Origin of the sequence: Shimia sp. Alg240-R146 (assembly GCF_947331465.1) — a bacterium.
Classification (GTDB): Bacteria; Pseudomonadota; Alphaproteobacteria; order Rhodobacterales; family Rhodobacteraceae; genus Shimia.
The window spans coordinates 331,556-348,480 of the sequence record NZ_CAMZOK010000001.1 but is presented as its reverse complement, the minus strand read 5'-3'; the positions used below and the strand labels follow the sequence as shown (position 1 = coordinate 348,480).

19 protein-coding genes are annotated in these 16,925 nt (G+C 57.8%); 5 read left to right on the top strand and 14 right to left on the bottom strand.

Going from position 1 to position 16,925, the window contains the following annotated elements; genetic code table 11:
- Window positions 1-136: 136 nt before the first annotated feature.
- Window positions 137-274: a hypothetical protein gene (locus PG871_RS01680; protein WP_270725361.1), complete on the top strand. Its 138-nt coding sequence runs from the start codon at window positions 137-139 to the stop codon at window positions 272-274.
- 55 nt (window positions 275-329) lie between these two features.
- Here the strand turns inward: PG871_RS01680 and infB are convergent, their stop codons facing one another.
- From infB to pip, 6 genes are all read right to left on the bottom strand, one after another.
- A complete protein-coding gene (gene infB / locus PG871_RS01675) occupies window positions 330-2,828 on the bottom strand; it encodes a translation initiation factor IF-2 (RefSeq protein WP_270725360.1) in 2,499 nt (832 codons plus the stop codon).
- Window positions 2,825-3,457: an RNA-binding protein gene (locus PG871_RS01670; protein WP_270725358.1), complete on the bottom strand. Its 633-nt coding sequence runs from the start codon at window positions 3,455-3,457 to the stop codon at window positions 2,825-2,827. The genes infB and PG871_RS01670 overlap by 4 nt, the downstream gene beginning before the upstream one ends.
- A gap of 23 nt (window positions 3,458-3,480) precedes the next feature.
- Window positions 3,481-5,103, bottom strand: coding sequence for a transcription termination factor NusA (nusA, locus tag PG871_RS01665; RefSeq protein ID WP_270725357.1), 1,623 nt, complete (start codon window positions 5,101-5,103; stop codon window positions 3,481-3,483).
- A gap of 5 nt (window positions 5,104-5,108) precedes the next feature.
- Window positions 5,109-5,699 carry a ribosome maturation factor RimP gene (rimP, locus tag PG871_RS01660; protein ID WP_270725356.1) on the bottom strand — a complete coding sequence of 197 codons (591 nt, stop codon included), beginning with the start codon at window positions 5,697-5,699 and terminating at the stop codon, window positions 5,109-5,111.
- Window positions 5,700-5,842: 143 nt separating this feature from the next.
- Window positions 5,843-7,330 (bottom strand): ABC transporter substrate-binding protein, encoded by a 1,488-nt coding sequence (locus PG871_RS01655; RefSeq protein WP_270725354.1) that lies wholly within the window; start codon window positions 7,328-7,330, stop codon window positions 5,843-5,845.
- A gap of 77 nt (window positions 7,331-7,407) precedes the next feature.
- Entirely contained in the window at window positions 7,408-8,382 is a 975-nt protein-coding gene (gene pip, locus PG871_RS01650) for a prolyl aminopeptidase (protein ID WP_270725353.1), read from the bottom strand.
- A 50-nt stretch (window positions 8,383-8,432) separates the two neighbouring features.
- Here pip and ubiG point away from each other — a divergent pair, with 50 nt between their 5' ends.
- Entirely contained in the window at window positions 8,433-9,182 is a 750-nt protein-coding gene (ubiG, locus tag PG871_RS01645; RefSeq protein ID WP_270728661.1) for a bifunctional 2-polyprenyl-6-hydroxyphenol methylase/3-demethylubiquinol 3-O-methyltransferase UbiG, read from the top strand.
- Between the two features lie 2 nt (window positions 9,183-9,184).
- On the opposite strand, the gene PG871_RS01640 is transcribed toward ubiG, so the two are convergent.
- From PG871_RS01640 to PG871_RS01625, 4 genes are read right to left on the bottom strand one after another with little or no spacing between them, the layout of a single operon-like run.
- Window positions 9,185-9,625 (bottom strand): MarR family winged helix-turn-helix transcriptional regulator, encoded by a 441-nt coding sequence (locus PG871_RS01640; protein WP_054000899.1) that lies wholly within the window; start codon window positions 9,623-9,625, stop codon window positions 9,185-9,187.
- Window positions 9,625-10,455, bottom strand: coding sequence for a carbon-nitrogen hydrolase family protein (locus PG871_RS01635; RefSeq protein WP_270725350.1), 831 nt, complete (start codon window positions 10,453-10,455; stop codon window positions 9,625-9,627). The genes PG871_RS01640 and PG871_RS01635 overlap by 1 nt, the downstream gene beginning before the upstream one ends.
- A gap of 4 nt (window positions 10,456-10,459) precedes the next feature.
- Window positions 10,460-10,717: a glutaredoxin 3 gene (gene grxC / locus PG871_RS01630; protein ID WP_054000897.1), complete on the bottom strand. Its 258-nt coding sequence runs from the start codon at window positions 10,715-10,717 to the stop codon at window positions 10,460-10,462.
- Window positions 10,718-10,753: 36 nt separating this feature from the next.
- Complete coding sequence (locus PG871_RS01625; RefSeq protein WP_270725346.1) at window positions 10,754-11,488, bottom strand: ComF family protein; 735 nt, start codon at window positions 11,486-11,488, stop codon at window positions 10,754-10,756.
- A 12-nt stretch (window positions 11,489-11,500) separates the two neighbouring features.
- On the opposite strand from PG871_RS01625, the gene PG871_RS01620 reads away from it, so the two are divergent.
- Entirely contained in the window at window positions 11,501-12,319 is an 819-nt protein-coding gene (locus tag PG871_RS01620; RefSeq protein ID WP_270725345.1) for an SAM-dependent methyltransferase, read from the top strand.
- Between the two features lie 27 nt (window positions 12,320-12,346).
- The gene (gene hemH / locus PG871_RS01615) at window positions 12,347-13,402 is read left to right on the top strand and encodes a ferrochelatase (protein WP_270725343.1); all 1,056 of its coding nucleotides are present in this window, start codon (window positions 12,347-12,349) and stop codon (window positions 13,400-13,402) included.
- A 67-nt stretch (window positions 13,403-13,469) separates the two neighbouring features.
- Here hemH and PG871_RS01610 read toward each other — a convergent pair whose 3' ends face one another.
- Together PG871_RS01610 and PG871_RS01605 are read right to left on the bottom strand one after the other, a co-directional pair.
- Entirely contained in the window at window positions 13,470-13,649 is a 180-nt protein-coding gene (locus PG871_RS01610) for a hypothetical protein (RefSeq protein ID WP_270725342.1), read from the bottom strand.
- 149 nt (window positions 13,650-13,798) lie between these two features.
- A complete protein-coding gene (locus tag PG871_RS01605; RefSeq protein ID WP_270725340.1) occupies window positions 13,799-14,398 on the bottom strand; it encodes a L,D-transpeptidase in 600 nt (199 codons plus the stop codon).
- A 170-nt stretch (window positions 14,399-14,568) separates the two neighbouring features.
- On the opposite strand from PG871_RS01605, the gene PG871_RS01600 reads away from it, so the two are divergent.
- Entirely contained in the window at window positions 14,569-15,096 is a 528-nt protein-coding gene (locus PG871_RS01600; RefSeq protein ID WP_270725339.1) for a CAP domain-containing protein, read from the top strand.
- Here the strand turns inward: PG871_RS01600 and PG871_RS01595 are convergent, their stop codons facing one another.
- A complete protein-coding gene (locus PG871_RS01595; protein ID WP_270725338.1) occupies window positions 15,097-15,591 on the bottom strand; it encodes a L,D-transpeptidase family protein in 495 nt (164 codons plus the stop codon). It abuts the gene before it with no gap.
- Between the two features lie 95 nt (window positions 15,592-15,686).
- Window positions 15,687-16,901: a class I SAM-dependent RNA methyltransferase gene (locus PG871_RS01590; RefSeq protein ID WP_270725336.1), complete on the bottom strand. Its 1,215-nt coding sequence runs from the start codon at window positions 16,899-16,901 to the stop codon at window positions 15,687-15,689.
- Between the last annotated feature and the right edge of the window lie 24 nt (window positions 16,902-16,925).

Below are 16,925 nucleotides of genomic sequence, written 5' to 3'. Positions count from 1 at the left end.
GAAATGGCCCACACCCCCAAAGATAGGGTTCTTTTGTTTCTTTTTTGTGGTTAATAATGGTGCATCGTGAGGACTTTCCACGTTCTTGCGAGCAGCACGATCAAAAGAAACCTGTCAATCAACTGGGGGAATTGACATGTTACGAACTATTACAGTGGGCAGCTGTGTGTCTATTCAAGGCACAGTGGTCGGAAACTTGCCGGACGGCAGAATTTCCGTTCAAGTCGGAGACAAGATCTACTCCGGAAAGCCGATTTCGACACTCAACCGATAAAAGAAAAGGCCGCCTCAATCGGGCGGCCTTTTCTTTTTGATTTTGTCGAGACCGCTTAGTCCAGCGTCCGAGTAACTTCTTCGCGCTCGAAGATCTCGATAACATCGTCAGCGCGGACATCGTCGTAGTTCTCAAACGCCATACCGCATTCTTGACCGGACTGAACTTCCGCAACTTCGTCTTTGAAGCGCTTAAGCGTTTTCAGCGTACCTTCGTGGATCACCACGTTGTCACGCAGCAAACGCACACCAGCCGAACGACGGGCAACGCCTTCTGTCACCAGACAGCCGGCAACTTTGCCCACACCGGTCACTTTGAAGACCTCTTTGATGTTCGCATAGCCGATGAAGTTCTCGCGAATTTCTGCGCTCAGCAGGCCAGAGGCCGCCGCTTTCACATCGTCCACGAGGTCGTAGATGACCGAATAGTACCGGATCTCAACGCCTTTTTGGTTGGCGCTGTTACGGGCAGATGCGTTTGCACGCACGTTAAAGCCCATGATTGGCGCGCCGCTTGCTTCGGCCAGACCCACGTCGCTTTCCGTGATCGCGCCCACTCCGGAGTGCAGAACCCGAACGCGAACTTCGCCGTTGCCGATTTTCTCCATCGCCTGAACGATGGCTTCGGCAGAGCCCTGCACGTCGGTTTTCACAAGGATCGGCAGTTCGGCGACGTCTTCGTCTTCTTTTGCCTTCTGCATCAGCTGTTCCAGCGTGGTCGCTGCACCGGCTGCTGCACGTTTGTCCTTGGCGGCTTGCTCGCGGTATTCCGCAATCTCGCGCGCTTGGCCTTCGGTCTCGGTGACGTTCAGAACGTCGCCCGCCTCTGGCGTACCGTTCAGGCCTAGAACCTCAACAGGCACCGATGGGCCAGCTTCTTTTACGCGTTCACCCTTGTCGTTGATCAGCGCACGAACCTTACCGTACTGCTCACCCACAACGAAGATATCACCCTGACGCAATGTACCGGTTTGAACCAGAACGGTTGCGACGGGGCCACGACCCACGTCCAGCTGCGCCTCGATCACCGCCCCTTGGGCTGCGCGATCAGGGTTGGCTTTCAACTCGAGAATTTCAGACTGCAATGCGATGGCTTCCAACAGCTCATCAAGACCCTGACCCGTGATCGCAGAGACTTCTACGTCCTGCACGTCACCGGACATGCCCTCAACAATCACTTCGTGCTGCAACAACTCTGCGCGCACTTTGTTGGGATCCGCACCTTCGCGGTCGATTTTGTTGATCGCCACGATCATCGGCACTTCTGCCGCTTTCGCGTGGTTGATCGCCTCAATCGTCTGCGGCATGACCGAATCGTCCGCGGCCACAACCAGTACAACAATGTCCGTCACCTGAGCACCGCGCGAACGCATCGACGTAAACGCCGCGTGACCCGGAGTGTCGAGGAACGACAGAACTGTGCCGCCTTCGGTTTTCACCTGATAGGCACCGATGTGCTGCGTAATGCCGCCAGCTTCGCCAGCCACAACGCGGGCATCGCGGATCGCATCCAGCAACGAGGTTTTGCCGTGGTCAACGTGGCCCATGATGGTGATGACCGGCGGACGTGGCTTCAGATCTTTTTCCGCGTCTTCGACTTCGGAAATCACATCTTCCACGTCTGAATCGGAAACCCGCACCACTTTGTGGCCAAATTCCTCGATGATCAGCTCAGCTGTGTCGGCATCGATTGTCTCGTTCTGTGTGACCATCATGCCCATATTCATGAGCGACTTCACAACTTCACCAACACGCTCGGCCATACGGTTGGCCAGCTCGGACACCACAATTGCTTCAGGCAACTGAACGTCACGGACAACCTTTTCGCGCTCAACCGTGCCACCCATGGCTTTCTGACGCGCGCGCTCTTGCTTGCGCTTCATCGCGGCCATGGAGCGATGGCGATTGCCTTCGCCGCCAGTGGCCTGACCCAGTGTCAGCTTACCGGACCGGCGACCATCGTCGCGACCCTTGCCGCGCGTATTGCGCTGTTCGCGCTCGCGGTCGGCTTTGCGCGGTGTGGCTGCTGGTGCCGGTTTGTTGGTCGGCGCGCCACGGCCCTGCGGCGCAGAAGACGGTGCCGGCGCTGGCGCGGCAGCTTCGGCAGCGGCGCGTTTTGCGGCTTCCTCGGCTTCGCGTTTTGCAGATTCCTCTGCTTCAGCTTTCTGGCGTGCACGCTCTTCGGCCTCGCGCTGTTCGCGCTCTTTGGCTTCGGCTTCCTGACGGCGACGCTCACGCGCTTCCGCACGTTTCTTTTCTTCAGCTTCGCGCTTGGCTGCTTCCTCGACCTCACGGGCCTTAGCGGCCTGCAATGCCTTCATACGGCGTTCCATTTCGGCATCGGAAATGCCCGCTGGACGCCGCGAAGGATCACCCGCAACCTTGCCAGAGCCAGCACCCGGTTTGGCTGCTCCTGGCTTCGGTACAACCACACGCTTGCGCTTTGTCTCTACCACAACGTTTTTGGTACGCCCGTGGCTAAAGCTTTGCTTCACGTTACCGGGGCGACCACTGCCGCGCAGGCCCAGGGTTTTTTTACCGTCGTTATCGCTCATCTGGATTTCTTGTCCTTCCCGGTGGCCGCTACCACCGATTTCTCGCGTACGCCTTTTAATCTTAGGGCTTCCTCTACAACACGTTGAGTGAGTCCGCCAGACGCAAGCGCCCCATGTATCACAGTTTGTCGCCCAAATGCCAAACCCAATTCGCTGGCCGTCAAGCAGTCAAAGTAGTGGCCCTCATCAGGAGGGCGTAGTTTCATTTTTCCGCGCTCGGATCCGTCAGACGCCTGCAGCAAAATCTCAGCCACATCCTTGACCAGCCAGTCCTTGACCTTTTCGTATCCGGTCACCGCTGTGCCCGCCCGGCGCGACAAGCTCACAAGCTCGACCACGCGATGGGCCAATTGGCGCTCAACTTCGTCTACAAGGCCTTCCGGCACCTGTACTTTCTGTTTGGCCGCCCGAGAGAACAGACCCTTGGACGCCGCTTTGGTTATCGCAGCGCGATCGGCCAAAACCCATATTCCGCGCCCCGGCAACTTGCCTTTGACGTCCGGAACAACCGTTTCGTCCGGCCCCACCACAAAGCGAACCAACCCAACTGTGGGCAGGACCTCGCCAGTGGCGATGCACTTACGCTCCGGTTCGGATGGCCTTTCGGTGGCCCGCCCGCCGCGGCTCATGTCATGACCTCCGAGGCCTGAGATCAGGCCTCGGCCTCCTCGTCAGAAGCTGTCTCGCCATCGCCGTCTTCGGCAGCAGCTTCCAGCTCGGCCGGATCGACCCAACCCAGAACGATTCGCGCGGTCATCACCATGTCTTGCGCAGTTTCCAGCGTCATACCAAAGGGCTCCAGAACGCCGTCGTCCTTGACGCGCTCGCCGTCCACATTGGTCCAGCCGCCAGCCAGTTCCCAGTCGGCGCAGGTGGCAAAGTCTTCCAGCGTCAGTACGCTGTCTTTGGCCAGTGCCTCGATCATTTGGGGCGTCAGACCTTCAAATGCAATCAGGCTGTCCTCGACACCCAATTCACGTGCAGCATCCAGCGCCGCTTTGTTCTTGGCTTCGATATAGTCACGGGCGCGTGCCTGCAGCTCGTTCGCGGTGTCTTCGTCAACACCGTCGATCACCAGCAGTTCGTCCACTTCGACGTAAGCAACCTCTTCAAGGTTGGTAAAGCCCTCGGATACCAGCAGCTGGGCAAAGAACTCGTCCAGATCCAGCGTTTCCATGAACAGCGCGGTGCGCTCTTCGAATTCTTTCTGGCGACGCTCGGATTCTTCCGCTTCAGTCATGATGTCGATGTCCAGCGCAGTCAGCTGGCTGGCCAAACGCACGTTCTGACCACGGCGACCGATGGCAAGCGACAGCTGCTCGTCAGGAACAACCACTTCGATCTTGCCAGCTTCTTCGTCCAGAACAACCTTGGACACTTCCGCAGGCTGCAGCGCGTTCACAAGGAACGTTGGCTGATCTTCGTTCCAAGGGATGATGTCGATCTTTTCACCCTGAAGCTCGTTCACAACCGCCTGAACACGCGACCCGCGCATACCGACACAAGCACCAACCGGATCAATCGAACCATCGTGGCTGATCACAGCGATTTTGGCGCGCGACCCGGGGTCACGGGCAACCGCTTTGATGTCGATGATGCCGTCATAGATTTCAGGCACTTCCATTTTAAACAGCTCGGCCATGAATTCAGGCGCGGTGCGGCTCAGGAAAATCTGCGGGCCACGGGTCTCGCGGCGCACATCTTTGATGAAGCAGCGGATGCGATCATTCGGGCGATAGCTTTCGCGGCCGATTTTTTCGTTGCGGCGCAGAATGGCTTCGCCACGACCCACGTCAACGATGACGTTGCCGTATTCTTCGCGCTTGACCAAACCGTTGATGATGGTGCCAACGCGGTCCTGGAACTCTTCGAACTGACGATCACGCTCAGCTTCACGCACCTTCTGCAGGATCACCTGCTTGGCGGATTGTGCGGCGATACGGCCCATTTCAACCGGCGGTACTTCTTCGATGAACTGCTGACCGACTTCGGGGTTTTCCATGTACTGCTTGGCCTGATCGACGGTGAACTCAGCCTGATAGTTCTCAAGCTCTTCGTCCTCGACCACGGTGCGCACACGGGTGAACGTCGCCTTGCCGGTCTTACGGTCAATCGCCACGCGGATGTCCATCTCGGCGCCGTAGCGGCTCTTGGCGGCACGCGCGAGCGACTCTTCCATCGCTTCGACCACAAGATTGGGGTCGATCATCTTTTCACGGGCCACAGCTTCGGCGGTTTGCAGAAGCTCAAGCTGGTTTGCAGAGGTGATTGCCATTGGTATTACTCCTCAGACGTGTCGTTGGACGCGTCGGTCTCGATGTCGTCAAATTGATCTTCGTTCAAAACACCCGCATCTTTGCGGGCCTTCAGCATTTCTTTGATCAGGTCATCCGTCAGCATCAGCTTGGCTTCAGCCAGCCAATCAAACGTCAACCCAACGGTCACGGCTTCGCCCTGATCTTCGATGTTGATCAGGACTTCGTCACCTTCAACACCGGCCAGGATGCCACGGAACCGTTTGCGGCCATCAATCAGCTCGCTGGTTTCCAGTTTGGCCTCATAGCCCTCATAGGTGTCAAAATCTTTGAGCCGCGTCAGGGGGCGGTCGATGCCCGGGCTGCCAACTTCCAGCGTATAGCTGTCGACAAGCGGGTCTTCGACGTCCAGCACGGCGCTGACCGCGTTGGAAATCTGGGCGCATTCATCCACTTCGATGCCACCCTCAGGGCGCTCGGCCATGATCTGCAGCGTGTGGGTCTTGCCGCCCATCAGACGCAAACGCACAAGTTCAAACCCCATGTCTTCGACGATGGGGCCGACGATCTCGGCAAGTTTGCGGTCAATTGCCGCTTTGGCAATCAGGTCACTCATTGATGTATTCCAAGCACAAAAAAACGGGCGCGCGGCCCGTCGATATTTCCCGGTGGAGCGTTCAGGTTACCCCGACCGCGCCGCTGTTGAGAGCGATATACGTCCGATGACCTGAGTCTGCAAGGGCCAATCGTTGCGCCGGCTCAGGCGCGCCACCACCGCTCGGCAAATCGTGCGTTGTCCATCGCCCAATGACGGCCAATTGCCGACGGCGTGGCAACGCGATCGCTCACCGCCTGCAGATGGTCGGCAAACACTGGCACCGTCAATGCGCCTTCGGTTTGTAGCAGGCGTTGAATGTCTTCGTACCGCGCCCGGCGTTGCGTGGAATCCAACTCTGCCCGCGCCGACAGCAACAGGTCTTCAAACACCGGATGCGTCCAGTTTGACGTATTCCAAGGCGCACCTGCCGTCAGATAGGTCGACAGCGCCCAATCCTCAGTAGCCCGCCCGGCGCTGGCGTGCAGACCGGCAGACGCTTTGCCCAGTTGTACAGGCAAGCCAAGAGCACCAATTTGGGTCGAAATCGCAGCGCCAAGCTCCGAAGCCGGGGCCGGAAGATGTTGGCTCAACGCCAAATCCAACCGATCGACACCAGATGCCTTTAAATAGTGCCGCGCCAGATCGGGATCAAACGCAGGTGCGTCCAGTTTGGTCGCGAAATACTGATTGGCCGGTCCCACCGGCGTGTCCCGCCCGATGTCCCCGTGACCCAGCAACACGTTATCCAAAAGCGCGCGACGATCAACGCCATGTTGCAACGCCCTACGCAGGTTTAAACCGTCATCACCGTGTATGAGCACAGACAGAGCAACGTGCGCATTGCCTGTGGCTTTCTGAAGCCGAACTCCGTTCCAATCAGCCAATTGCGCAGCATCTGATGCACTGATTTGGCCCACGGCATCCGTCGCGCCGTCTTGCAGCAACCCAAGGCCTTCACCCGACGAAGCCGCGTGAAACTCCAAACTGTCAAAAAAGCCCGCTTTGCCATCCTTGTAGTGACCATCAACGCGTGTTGCGCGAAAAACCACACCAGGTTCAAAGCTCGCAACCCGATACAGCCCCGTGCCAATCCCGCCGATCATCGCCAGTTCGACATATCCCGCCGGATAAATCACCAAATGATAGTCCGACAGAAGGTAAGGAAAATCCGCATTCGGCGCGGTCAGTTCAAACTGCACCTGATGGTCGGTGAGCTTGCGAATGTCTTGGACACCCGCCAGCAAAGGCGCGGCCGGTGATCCGCTGTCTGCCCCGTGCAAGGCAAAGGTCTCAAGCACATCATCTGCGCCAAACGCTTTGCCATTGTGAAAGGTCACATCGCGGCGCAGGTCAAACGTCCAAACCCGCGCATCAGGGCTCGCGTCCCAGCTTTGCGCCAGTTCTCCACGCAAAGCGCCGTCAGGACCGATCTCGGTCAGACAATCAAACACCGCGCCATGCGCAGCCGCCATCATGAAAAGCTCGGAGTGTGTGCGGGCATCCCACGTGTCGCCGATTGAGGCACCGGGCAAAACCGCCCGCAACGTCCCACCGGTTTTCGGAACAGCCGCAAGCGCAAGACCGCTGGCCGCAAGCACACCCGCTGCGGCACCGCTGGTCAAAAGGCTCCGCCTACTGATCCGTGACATGGTTATTTCTCCAACTCCGGACAGCGATCAGACGATGTGAACGTCCAGATGTCCAGCCCCATCATAGCACGCCCAATTCAGGCACAGGCCAACTGATCCATGATCCGCACCAACTCGGCGCTGATTCCCGGCTCGGAAAGGGCATGCCCCGCGTTGCGCACCATCCGCAGATCCGCCATCTCGCCCCAGCTTTGCGCTAGATCGTGCGCCGATTTCGGCGGGCAAATCATGTCGTAGCGCCCCTGTACAATGAATCCGGGAATGTCGCGAATGCGGTCCATATGCCCCAGAATTTGCCCGTCAAACTCAAGAAATCCCTTGTTGCGGAAATAGTGATTCTCCAACCGCGAGAACGCACGTGCGTACTCCGCAGGCGCCTCGCCCCCGGCACCGGTGGAATAAACCGACGCCAGCGCATTCTCCCAAGACGCCCAGGCGCGCGCGTATTTCACCTCGGTCGCGCGGTCACCACAGAACAGGCGATGGTAATACGCCTCAATGAAATCCCCACGTTCCTCTTCGGGCACAATGGAGGTGAACCGGTCCCACGGTTCCGGCCAGAAATGCCCAGCGCCGCCGCCATAAAACCACTCCAGCTCGCGCTGCATCATCAGGAACACGCCCCGCAAGACCAAACATACCGTCCTTTCGGGGTGTGTCTGCGCATAAAGCAGCGACAACGTCGCGCCCCAACTGCCGCCAAAGACGATCCAATCGGTGATACCCAGCGTAGTACGAATAAGTTCCATATCCGCAACCAGATGCCACGTGGTGTTGGCCTCGATGCTCGCATGAGGTCGCGATCGACCACAGCCCCGCTGATCAAACAGGATGACACGATACACATTGGGATCAAAATACCGCCGCATCGCCGGACTGCACCCGCCGCCCGGACCGCCATGCACCACAACCACTGGCAACCCGTCTGGATTGCCGGATTGCTCAACATAAACCTGATGCCCATCGCCCACGTCCAGCATCCTCTGGTCAAATGGCTCGACCGGAGGGTAAAGGTACTGCACTGCGCGCTTTTGGCCCGAGTTTTTGTCCATGTCGTTCCTTAACTTTAGAGACAGCCCACATGACCCACGGAGAGAATGAAATGCAAGCCTCTCAGACCACCGTCGACCCTGCTGAAGTTGCCAAATTCGAAGCCATGGCAGCCGAATGGTGGGATCCCAAAGGCAAGTTCAAGCCTCTCCACATGCTCAATCCTTGCCGTCTGGACTACATTACGTCCCAGATCGCGGCAGAGTTCAATCGTGACTTGTCAGCCGACAAGCCCTTTTCGGGTCTGCGCCTGCTGGACATTGGCTGTGGTGGCGGTCTGTTGTCCGAACCGATGGCACGGCTCGGGGCCGAGGTTGTCGGCGCGGATGCGGCTGGCGGCAACATCCCCGTGGCACAGTTGCACGCCGAACAATCCGGTCTGACCATCGACTATCGCCACACCGCTGCCGAAGACATGGCCGCAGCAGGCGAACAGTTCGATATCGTGTTGAACATGGAAGTGGTTGAACATGTGGCCGATCCACTGAGCTTTCTGACTGCGTGTCGTCAACTGCTCAAACCGGGCGGCTTGCATTTGTGTTCAACAATCAACCGCAATCCCAAAAGCTTTGCGGTGGCCATTGTCGGCGCGGAATTCGTGATGCGTTGGCTGCCTAAGGGCACACACGAGTGGCACAAGTTCATCACACCGGACGAACTGTTTGCTCTGTTGGAAAAAGCTGACCTGACACCGGTGGACCGCAAGGGATTTGTGTTCAACCCGGTGGCCTGGAGCTGGTCGATTTCTGCGCGCGACCTCAGCGTGAACTACGTCACTGCCAGCACCAAACCAGCGAAATAGCGTTAGGTTTCGTCCTCAAGGCGCAACCGCAGCTCCCGCAGGATCGGCAGCGCAGCGCGCACACGCGCATCGCCAAGGTCTTCGACAATATCACGAATCAGCGGCTCCATTCCGGCTAGCGCTGCGTCCCGCGCCTGTCGACCTGCGGGGCTGATCGCCACCATCTTGCGCCGCGCATCGTCCCAATCGGGACGGATATGTACATGTCCGGCAAGCTCAAGTTTGTGCAACGTATTGGTCATCGCCCCGCGCGTCACATGAAACGTTTTGGCCAACTGCGCCGGGCTGCGTTCACTGTTGGTGCGATCCAGATGGTTGAGCACCGAAAAATGCGACAGTTCCATGCCTTTTGGCAGCGCCTTTGTCAGGCGTGTTCGGGCGAGTTGATCCACCATGAGGATCTCACCAAACAAAGTGATGGCCAGGCCGCTTTTCTCGTTCATCAAGGTCCGTCGAATTCTCGATCATGGCCCAACGCGGGCACTTGTCTGCGGGCTTTGTCCACCATCGACAGGTCAAGATCAACATATGTGATCCCCGGTTCCGTTCCGGCATCGGCCAAAACCTCTCCCCAGGGCGCAACCACCATCGAATGCCCAAAAGTGCGGCGCGACTTTCCTGAAGAAGCCGGATGCTGACCGGTTTGCGCCGCAGCAATCACGAAACACCCTGATTCGATTGCCCGTGCGCGCAGCAACACGTCCCAATGCGCCGCGCCCGTGACTGGCGAAAACGCCGCCGGAATCGTCAGAACCTGCGCGCCCGCTTTGGCCAGCGCGCGATAGAGATGCGGAAATCTCAGATCGTAGCATATGCTCAGTCCCAAATGGCCACACGGGCTTTCGACCGTGCTGGCGCGCGTGCCCGGACGATATCCATCGGATTCGCGATAGGTTTCTTCCGGTGAGACCTCCACATCAAACATGTGGATCTTGTCATAACGCGCAACAATTCTGCCTGTGCCGTCGATCATAAAAGACCGGTTGGCAAACCGCCCGTCCGCATCATTGGTTTTTAACGCCAAACTTCCAAGGGATACCCAGACACCGAGCTCTGCACAGATGGCGCGCACCCGTGCCAGCATCATGTCCTCGTCCTCAGTCCGCAGCACCTCCAACTGGTGACGGCGACTCATGGAGACGCAGTTCGTCACTTCGGGCGTGAACATACAACCCGCCCCGTTGGCGGCAGCGCTGCGGATCATGTCCTCGACCATTGCCAGATTGTCTGACGGTTGATCTGACGACGTGATCTGAAGCAGCGCGACCCGCATCAGATCAGGCGCTCAAAAGGGCGTCGAGTTTGCCCGCGCGCTCCAACGCATAAAGGTCGTCACAACCACCGACATGGGTTTCGCCAACAAAAATCTGCGGCACAGTGCGACCGCCGTTGGCGCGCTGGATCATCTCTGGTTTGCGATCCGGATTGGCAAGCACGTCCACCTCGGAATATTCCACACCTTTCTGATTCAACAGGCGTTTGGCGGCGTGGCAAAACCCGCAAAGCGGGCTGGTGTAGATTTCAACGGCAGACATGGCGCGATCCTTGGTGTTTCAACATTTGTCAGGCATTTAGGCGTCCTTTGCAACGCGCGCCAGTGTTACCACACACACTTCTTTGGCATCGGCCCGCAAACAGGCCTGCGCCGCGCTGGTCAATGTGGCGCCGCTGGTCATCACATCATCGACCAAAATCACGTGGCGCCCTGCCATCCGCGCGCCCCGTTTGCGGTGCGGCTCAAACGCGCCCGAAAGCTTTTCAAACCGCTCTTGCGTGCTCAATCCTTCGGTGCTGCCACCACCTTTGGGACGCACCAGAGCGTCAGGACAAAACGGAATATCGAGATATTGCGCCATATGCTGCCCCAACAACGCAGCCTGATTGTAACGCCGCTTCAGAAGGCGACTCCAATGCAACGGCACAGGCACAACAAGCGTATCCCCACACAATAACGGTTTGGCTGCCGCAGCCATCCAACGCGCCGCCGGCCTTGCAATGTCCTGACGATCGCCATGTTTCAGCGCCAAAACCAGTTTGCGCGCCACGCCGTCATAAGCCAGAGCCGCGCCGCCAGCATGCCACGGTCTCTCAAAAGATTGGCAATCGTCGCAAATCAGCGTGTCGTCCCCTATTTCAGCCAACACCGGCACCCCGCAGAAATCACACTGTGGGCCTCCCAAAAATGGCGTCTGGGCCCAGCAGGACCCGCACAGACCAAAGTCGCTTTCCACCAATCCGCCACAGGCCACGCAACGGGGAGGAAAAACCCACTGCAACGCTGTTTGAAACTTGCCAACCTTCGTCATATTGTCCGCCTCATGCAGACCCAGCCGAAACTCACCGATCGCAAGGCCTTGATGCGCAACCGTGCCCGTGCGGACCATGCCAAAGGCATGTTTCTGCACGATGCCGCGATTGAGGAAGTTCAGGATCGCCTAACCTTGGTTAATAGAGGGTTTACGCGACCTGCTATCGTGACCGGCTATCCCGATGTCTGGCGTAAAGCTGTGCCCAACGCGGTCATCGTTCCCGACGCAGATGTGCTCGACTTGCAAGAAGGCGCGCATGATCTGGTGATCCACGCCCTTGGCCTGCATTGGGCCGATGACCCTGTCGGGCAAATTATCCAAAGCCGCCGTGCGCTCTGTGGGGACGGATTGTTTCTGGCAGTGACATTTGGCGGACAAACCCTGCACGAATTGCGCGCCTCCTTGGCGCAGGCGGAAAGCGAAATAACCGGCGGCTTGTCACCTCGCGTGGTTCCGATGGGTGAAATCCGCGATATGGGCGCTTTGCTACAACGCGCGGGGCTTGCCTTGCCGGTGGCTGATTCGGTGCCCCTCAAGGTGACTTACGAAAGCCCCTGGGCCCTGATGAAAGATCTGCGCGTGATGGGTGAAACCAATGCGCTGGACCAACGTCTGCGCCGCCCGACACGCCGCGATGTGTTGATCCGCGCCGCAGACCTCTACGTACAGACCTTCATGGACAATGGCCGCATCCCGGCCACGTTTGACATGATCTTCATGACCGGTTGGGCCCCCGATGACAGCCAACCGCAACCGCTTCGCCCCGGGTCCGCGTCGACCCGCCTTGCAGATGCGCTTGGCGCATCCGAAATCAAACTGCCGAAATAACGGCGCAACGACATTGGACCATTTGTGATGAAAGACATCGCCAGCCCAGCCCACGCCCCAGCTGATCACCCGGCCATTCCGCAAGGCAAAACCGGTATCCTTCTGGCCAACCTCGGCACGCCGGATGACCACACCTACTGGCCCATGCGACGCTATCTGAACGAGTTCCTCTCGGACAAACGCGTCATCGATTACCCGTGGTGGAAGTGGCAGCCGATCCTGCAGCTGATCATTCTGACCAAACGCCCGTTTTCCAGCGGTGCAGCCTATGAATCGATTTGGGACAAGGAAAAAGGCGAAAGCCCCCTGATGGTGATTACCAAAGACCAAACCGCAGCCATTGCCGCCCAATTGCAGGACCGTCACGGTGATCAGGTTATGGTGGATTTCTGCATGCGTTACGGCAACCCGTCCACAATGTCCAAAGTGCGGGCAATGGTGGCCGCTGGCTGTGAACGCATTTTGTTTTTCCCGCTTTACCCGCAATACGCCGGCGCCACGACGGCCACGGCAAACGACCAGTTTTTCCGCGCCCTGATGCAGGAAAAGTGGCAACCTGCCGCCCGCACTGTGCCTGCCTATTTTGACCACCCATCCTATATTGATGCGCTCGCAACCTCGATTGAGACCGCCTACGCTGCCCAAGAAACGCGCCCGGAGCTGCTTGTTGTGTCTTATCACGGCATGCCCAAGCGGTATCTGATGGAAGGCGACCCGTATCACTGCCAATGCCAGAAAACCACGCGCCTGCTGCAGGAGCGTCTGGGCTGGGAGAAAACCGAGCTGCGCACAACATTCCAATCGCAATTCGGTCCCGAGGACTGGCTGCAACCCTATACGGTGGAAGAAGTTGCCCGACTGGCCAAAGACGAAGGCAAAAAGAGCATCGCGGTTGTGGCCCCTGCATTTTCGGCGGATTGCATCGAAACGCTGGAAGAAATCAACGAAGAGATCAAAGAGAGCTTTGAAGAGGCTGGCGGAGAGAGTTTTCTCTATATCCCCTGTCTGAATTCAGACGGGCCACACATCGATGCTTTGTGCGAAATCATCGACCAAAACTTGGGCGGTTGGGTCGCGGACTAAACCCGCGCCCAAAAGAAAAAGGCGAAGCCAAAGCTTCGCCTTTCCCAAACACGTTGTGAGACGTGAATTAGCTTGCTGCTGCGGCCACGATAACGGCCAACAGAATCAGCGGAACCCAGATTGCAGCATTAGAGCTGGAAGCTGCTTCTTCGATGATTGGAGCTTCAACAATAGGATCTTCCATTGTGCCAGCAAATGCAGTCGAAGCAGCGGCAGTCAGTGCAGCAGCGAGAACGAGTTTCTTCATAGTATCCTCCAGAATTCGCTTGCCATCAAAAAGGTTTGAGGGCGATGGCAAGCACCCAAGACTAAATTTCGTGTCCTTGTCTAAACAGCAAAAAGTAGTCTTTGCAAACACTAGTTTAGCCAATCAGAGCGCCAATCTGCGAAATGTCGTCAAATTAGCAACACTTGCGTGCCCACTTTGGTCAACGCAAACAGCTCCGAAATGTGCTCGTTGTACAAACCGATGCAACCATTAGACGAACGGCGGCCAATCTTTCGCGTGTCGTGCGTGCCGTGAATACGGTAATACGTCCAACTCAGGTAAAGAGCGTGTGTGCCCAAAGGGTTATCGGGGCCTGGCTCCACATACGGTGGCCACTCAGGGTTCCGTTTAAGCATCGACGGGGTCGGGCGCCAACTCGGCCCCTCCACTTTACGCACCACCTTGGTGCGGCCTTTGCGCGTCAGATCCTCCGTCAACGGTACTGACGATGGGTAAAGTTTATAAACGGACTCGTCTTCGGACCAGTAATGCAAGGCCCGACTGGTGATATCCACCAGCACTGCGCCATTGTTCAACGAGCTAAAGTAAGGCCGCCAGTCCAGAGAACGAAAGCTGGAGATGTTGCGCACGACCGCCTCGTTGATATCGCGTTCAACTTCGGTGGTTGTGTCTTCCGTTTGCGCGATCGCCGGCGTGCCAGCTGCAAACGCGGCACCTGCCGCCAAAAAGGCGCGACGCCCCAACTCTGTACTGTTTTTACCCGTCATGGTGCTCTCCCAGACCTTACTGTGTTCTTCGCGTAACATTATTGCCCGAAAGCCTCAGTCGCAAATCAATCATTCGTCAGACTGGCCGAGTCACGCCGATGTGGGTTTTCATGTCAACTCCTTGCAGGTAGATCATTGCAAAATGCAAAACCACCACAAACGGGGACCACATGCGGATTATCTCACTTCTTCTTGTCCTGACCTTGGGTCTTGCCGCTTGTGGCACCACAGGCGGATACTCTGGTGCGAAACAGTATAAAATCTCGTCCGGCGCGACCAACAAGATCCAATTCCGTGTCCTCGACAGCATCAACGCGCTGCGTCAGGCTTCTGGCGCGGTCCCTGTAGAATACAACGCGCAGCTAAACGCAGCTGCCGCCACACACGCCCGCGACATGGCATTGCAAAATCGCCCTTGGCACTTTGGCTCCGACGGCTCCTCACCGCTCGACCGGGTTGCACGCGTGGGATACGCGGGCGAACTGACCGGTGAAACCATCTCCGAAACCTATGAGACCGAAATGGAAACTCTCGCAGCGTGGATGGAACAAAGCGACACTAAATCGGTCCTGCTTGATCCAAACGCCCGCGACATGGGATTTGCCTGGTTTCAAGAACAAAACGGCAAGATCTGGTGGACGCTGGTCATGGGCCAACCCAGTTTTGCCACCACGGATATCGCCAATTTTGACGGCTAATCAGGGGTAGATCGACACCTGCGTGTTTTTCTGAACCATCGCATAAATGTCGCGCATCTCTTTGTTGGTCACCGAAATGCAGCCTGCCGTCCAATCCGGTCGCTTGTTGCGAAACACCTCCGGTTGGCCGTGAATAAAGATATCTCCGCCCGGTGATTTTCCCTGTGCCTTCGCATAGGCGCGGTCGGCGTTGTTCGGATAGTCGATGCCAATCGAGAGGTAAAACTGGCTGTTTGGGTTGCGCCGGTCGATCAGGTACTGCCCTTCAGGTGTGCGACCATCGCCTTCGAATTGCTTGTGACCGTCTGGCGCAAAGCCAAGATCGACATCATAAGACTTCAGCACCTTGTCGTGGTGCAACAAGTGCATGCGCCGATCTTCCTTAAAGACCACAATTCTGGTCACCTCTGGACCATTGTAGGTTTTGAACTTGGACGCACATCCCGCCATGCCAAAGGACACAACAAGAAGTAGACTCATAAGAATATAACGCATCGACGTGGCCTCGGAGGTTTATTGTTTTTGCCTGTTTGCCTCGATTTCATAACAGAAGAAAGTAGCAAAAACCCGTCACGTCGCCGTGAATATCTTCAATTGCGACTAAACCGTGCGGCCACTTCGATGTGGCTGGACCAGCGGAACTGATCCACAACCTGCACCCAATCCAATTTGTACCCGCCTTGCACCAGCCGCGCGGCGTCGCGGGCAAATGTCACGGGGTTACAGCTGACAAAGGCGATTTCGGCCACATCAGACACCGCCAGCTCCGCAACTTGTGCTTCCGCGCCGGCACGCGGCGGGTCGATCACCGCAAAATCATACGGCAAATCCTCGGCAATGATCGGATTGCGGAACAAATCGCGCGCCTCGGTGGTGACGTGTTTAAGCCCGTCCGCCAAACGCCAGCCGGCGTCGAGCGCGTCCAGCATATCCCGCTGACCTTCGACGCCATGCATCTGCGCGCGCTGCGCCATCGGCAGGGTGAACGTCCCGCAGCCGGCAAACAGGTCGATGCCTTTATTGCCTTGGGTGATCGCGTCTTGAACCGCCGCCAAAAGCGCCGATTCGCCCTGCGGCGTGGCCTGTAAAAAAGCGCCGGGAGGCGGCACAACTTTGGCAGCACCAAACGTTTGATATGGCGTCACGCGCGTGGCAACGACCTCACCGTCCCACGTCAGGCGCGCCAATTTATGCCGCTCGGTTTCCTGTGCAAGTTGCGACAAAAACGGACCGTCCAAAGGCTTACCGCCTTGGACCGACAAGTCCAGTCCACCGGCAGACAACGTCACCGTGGCGCTGATCTCGCCCTTGCGAGAGCCACCGATTCGGGCGAATTCCCCGACGATCTGCAGTGCAGGCAGCAAAGCAGGGTCCAGTAACTGACAATCCGGTATTTCGGTGATCACGCCCGATGCGCGTGCATGAAAGCCGACCGTTGCGCCCTTCTTGGTGCGCCGCGCGGAAAACACCGCACGTCGGCGTGTGGCTGCGGGCGAGGTAATGATCGGCCGCATCTCGGCCTCAAGCCCCTGCGCCGCCAACGCAGTGCGCACAACGTCTACCTTCCAACTCTCCAGAAGACTGTCGGACGCGTGTTGCAACTGGCATCCGCCACAAGCCTTGAAGTGCCGACACGGCGCCTTCACCCGATCCCCTGACGGCGTCACAATCCGCACATCGTGCAGGTGGTCGCCATCGATGGTGCCGCTGACCTCCTCACCCGGCAGGGTCAGAGGTACATAAATCGGCCCGTCGGCGATCCCGTCGCCGTGCAAGCCCAGTCGCTGAATGGTAATCTGGCTCATGCGCGTCCCCTACAGGTCGGACGC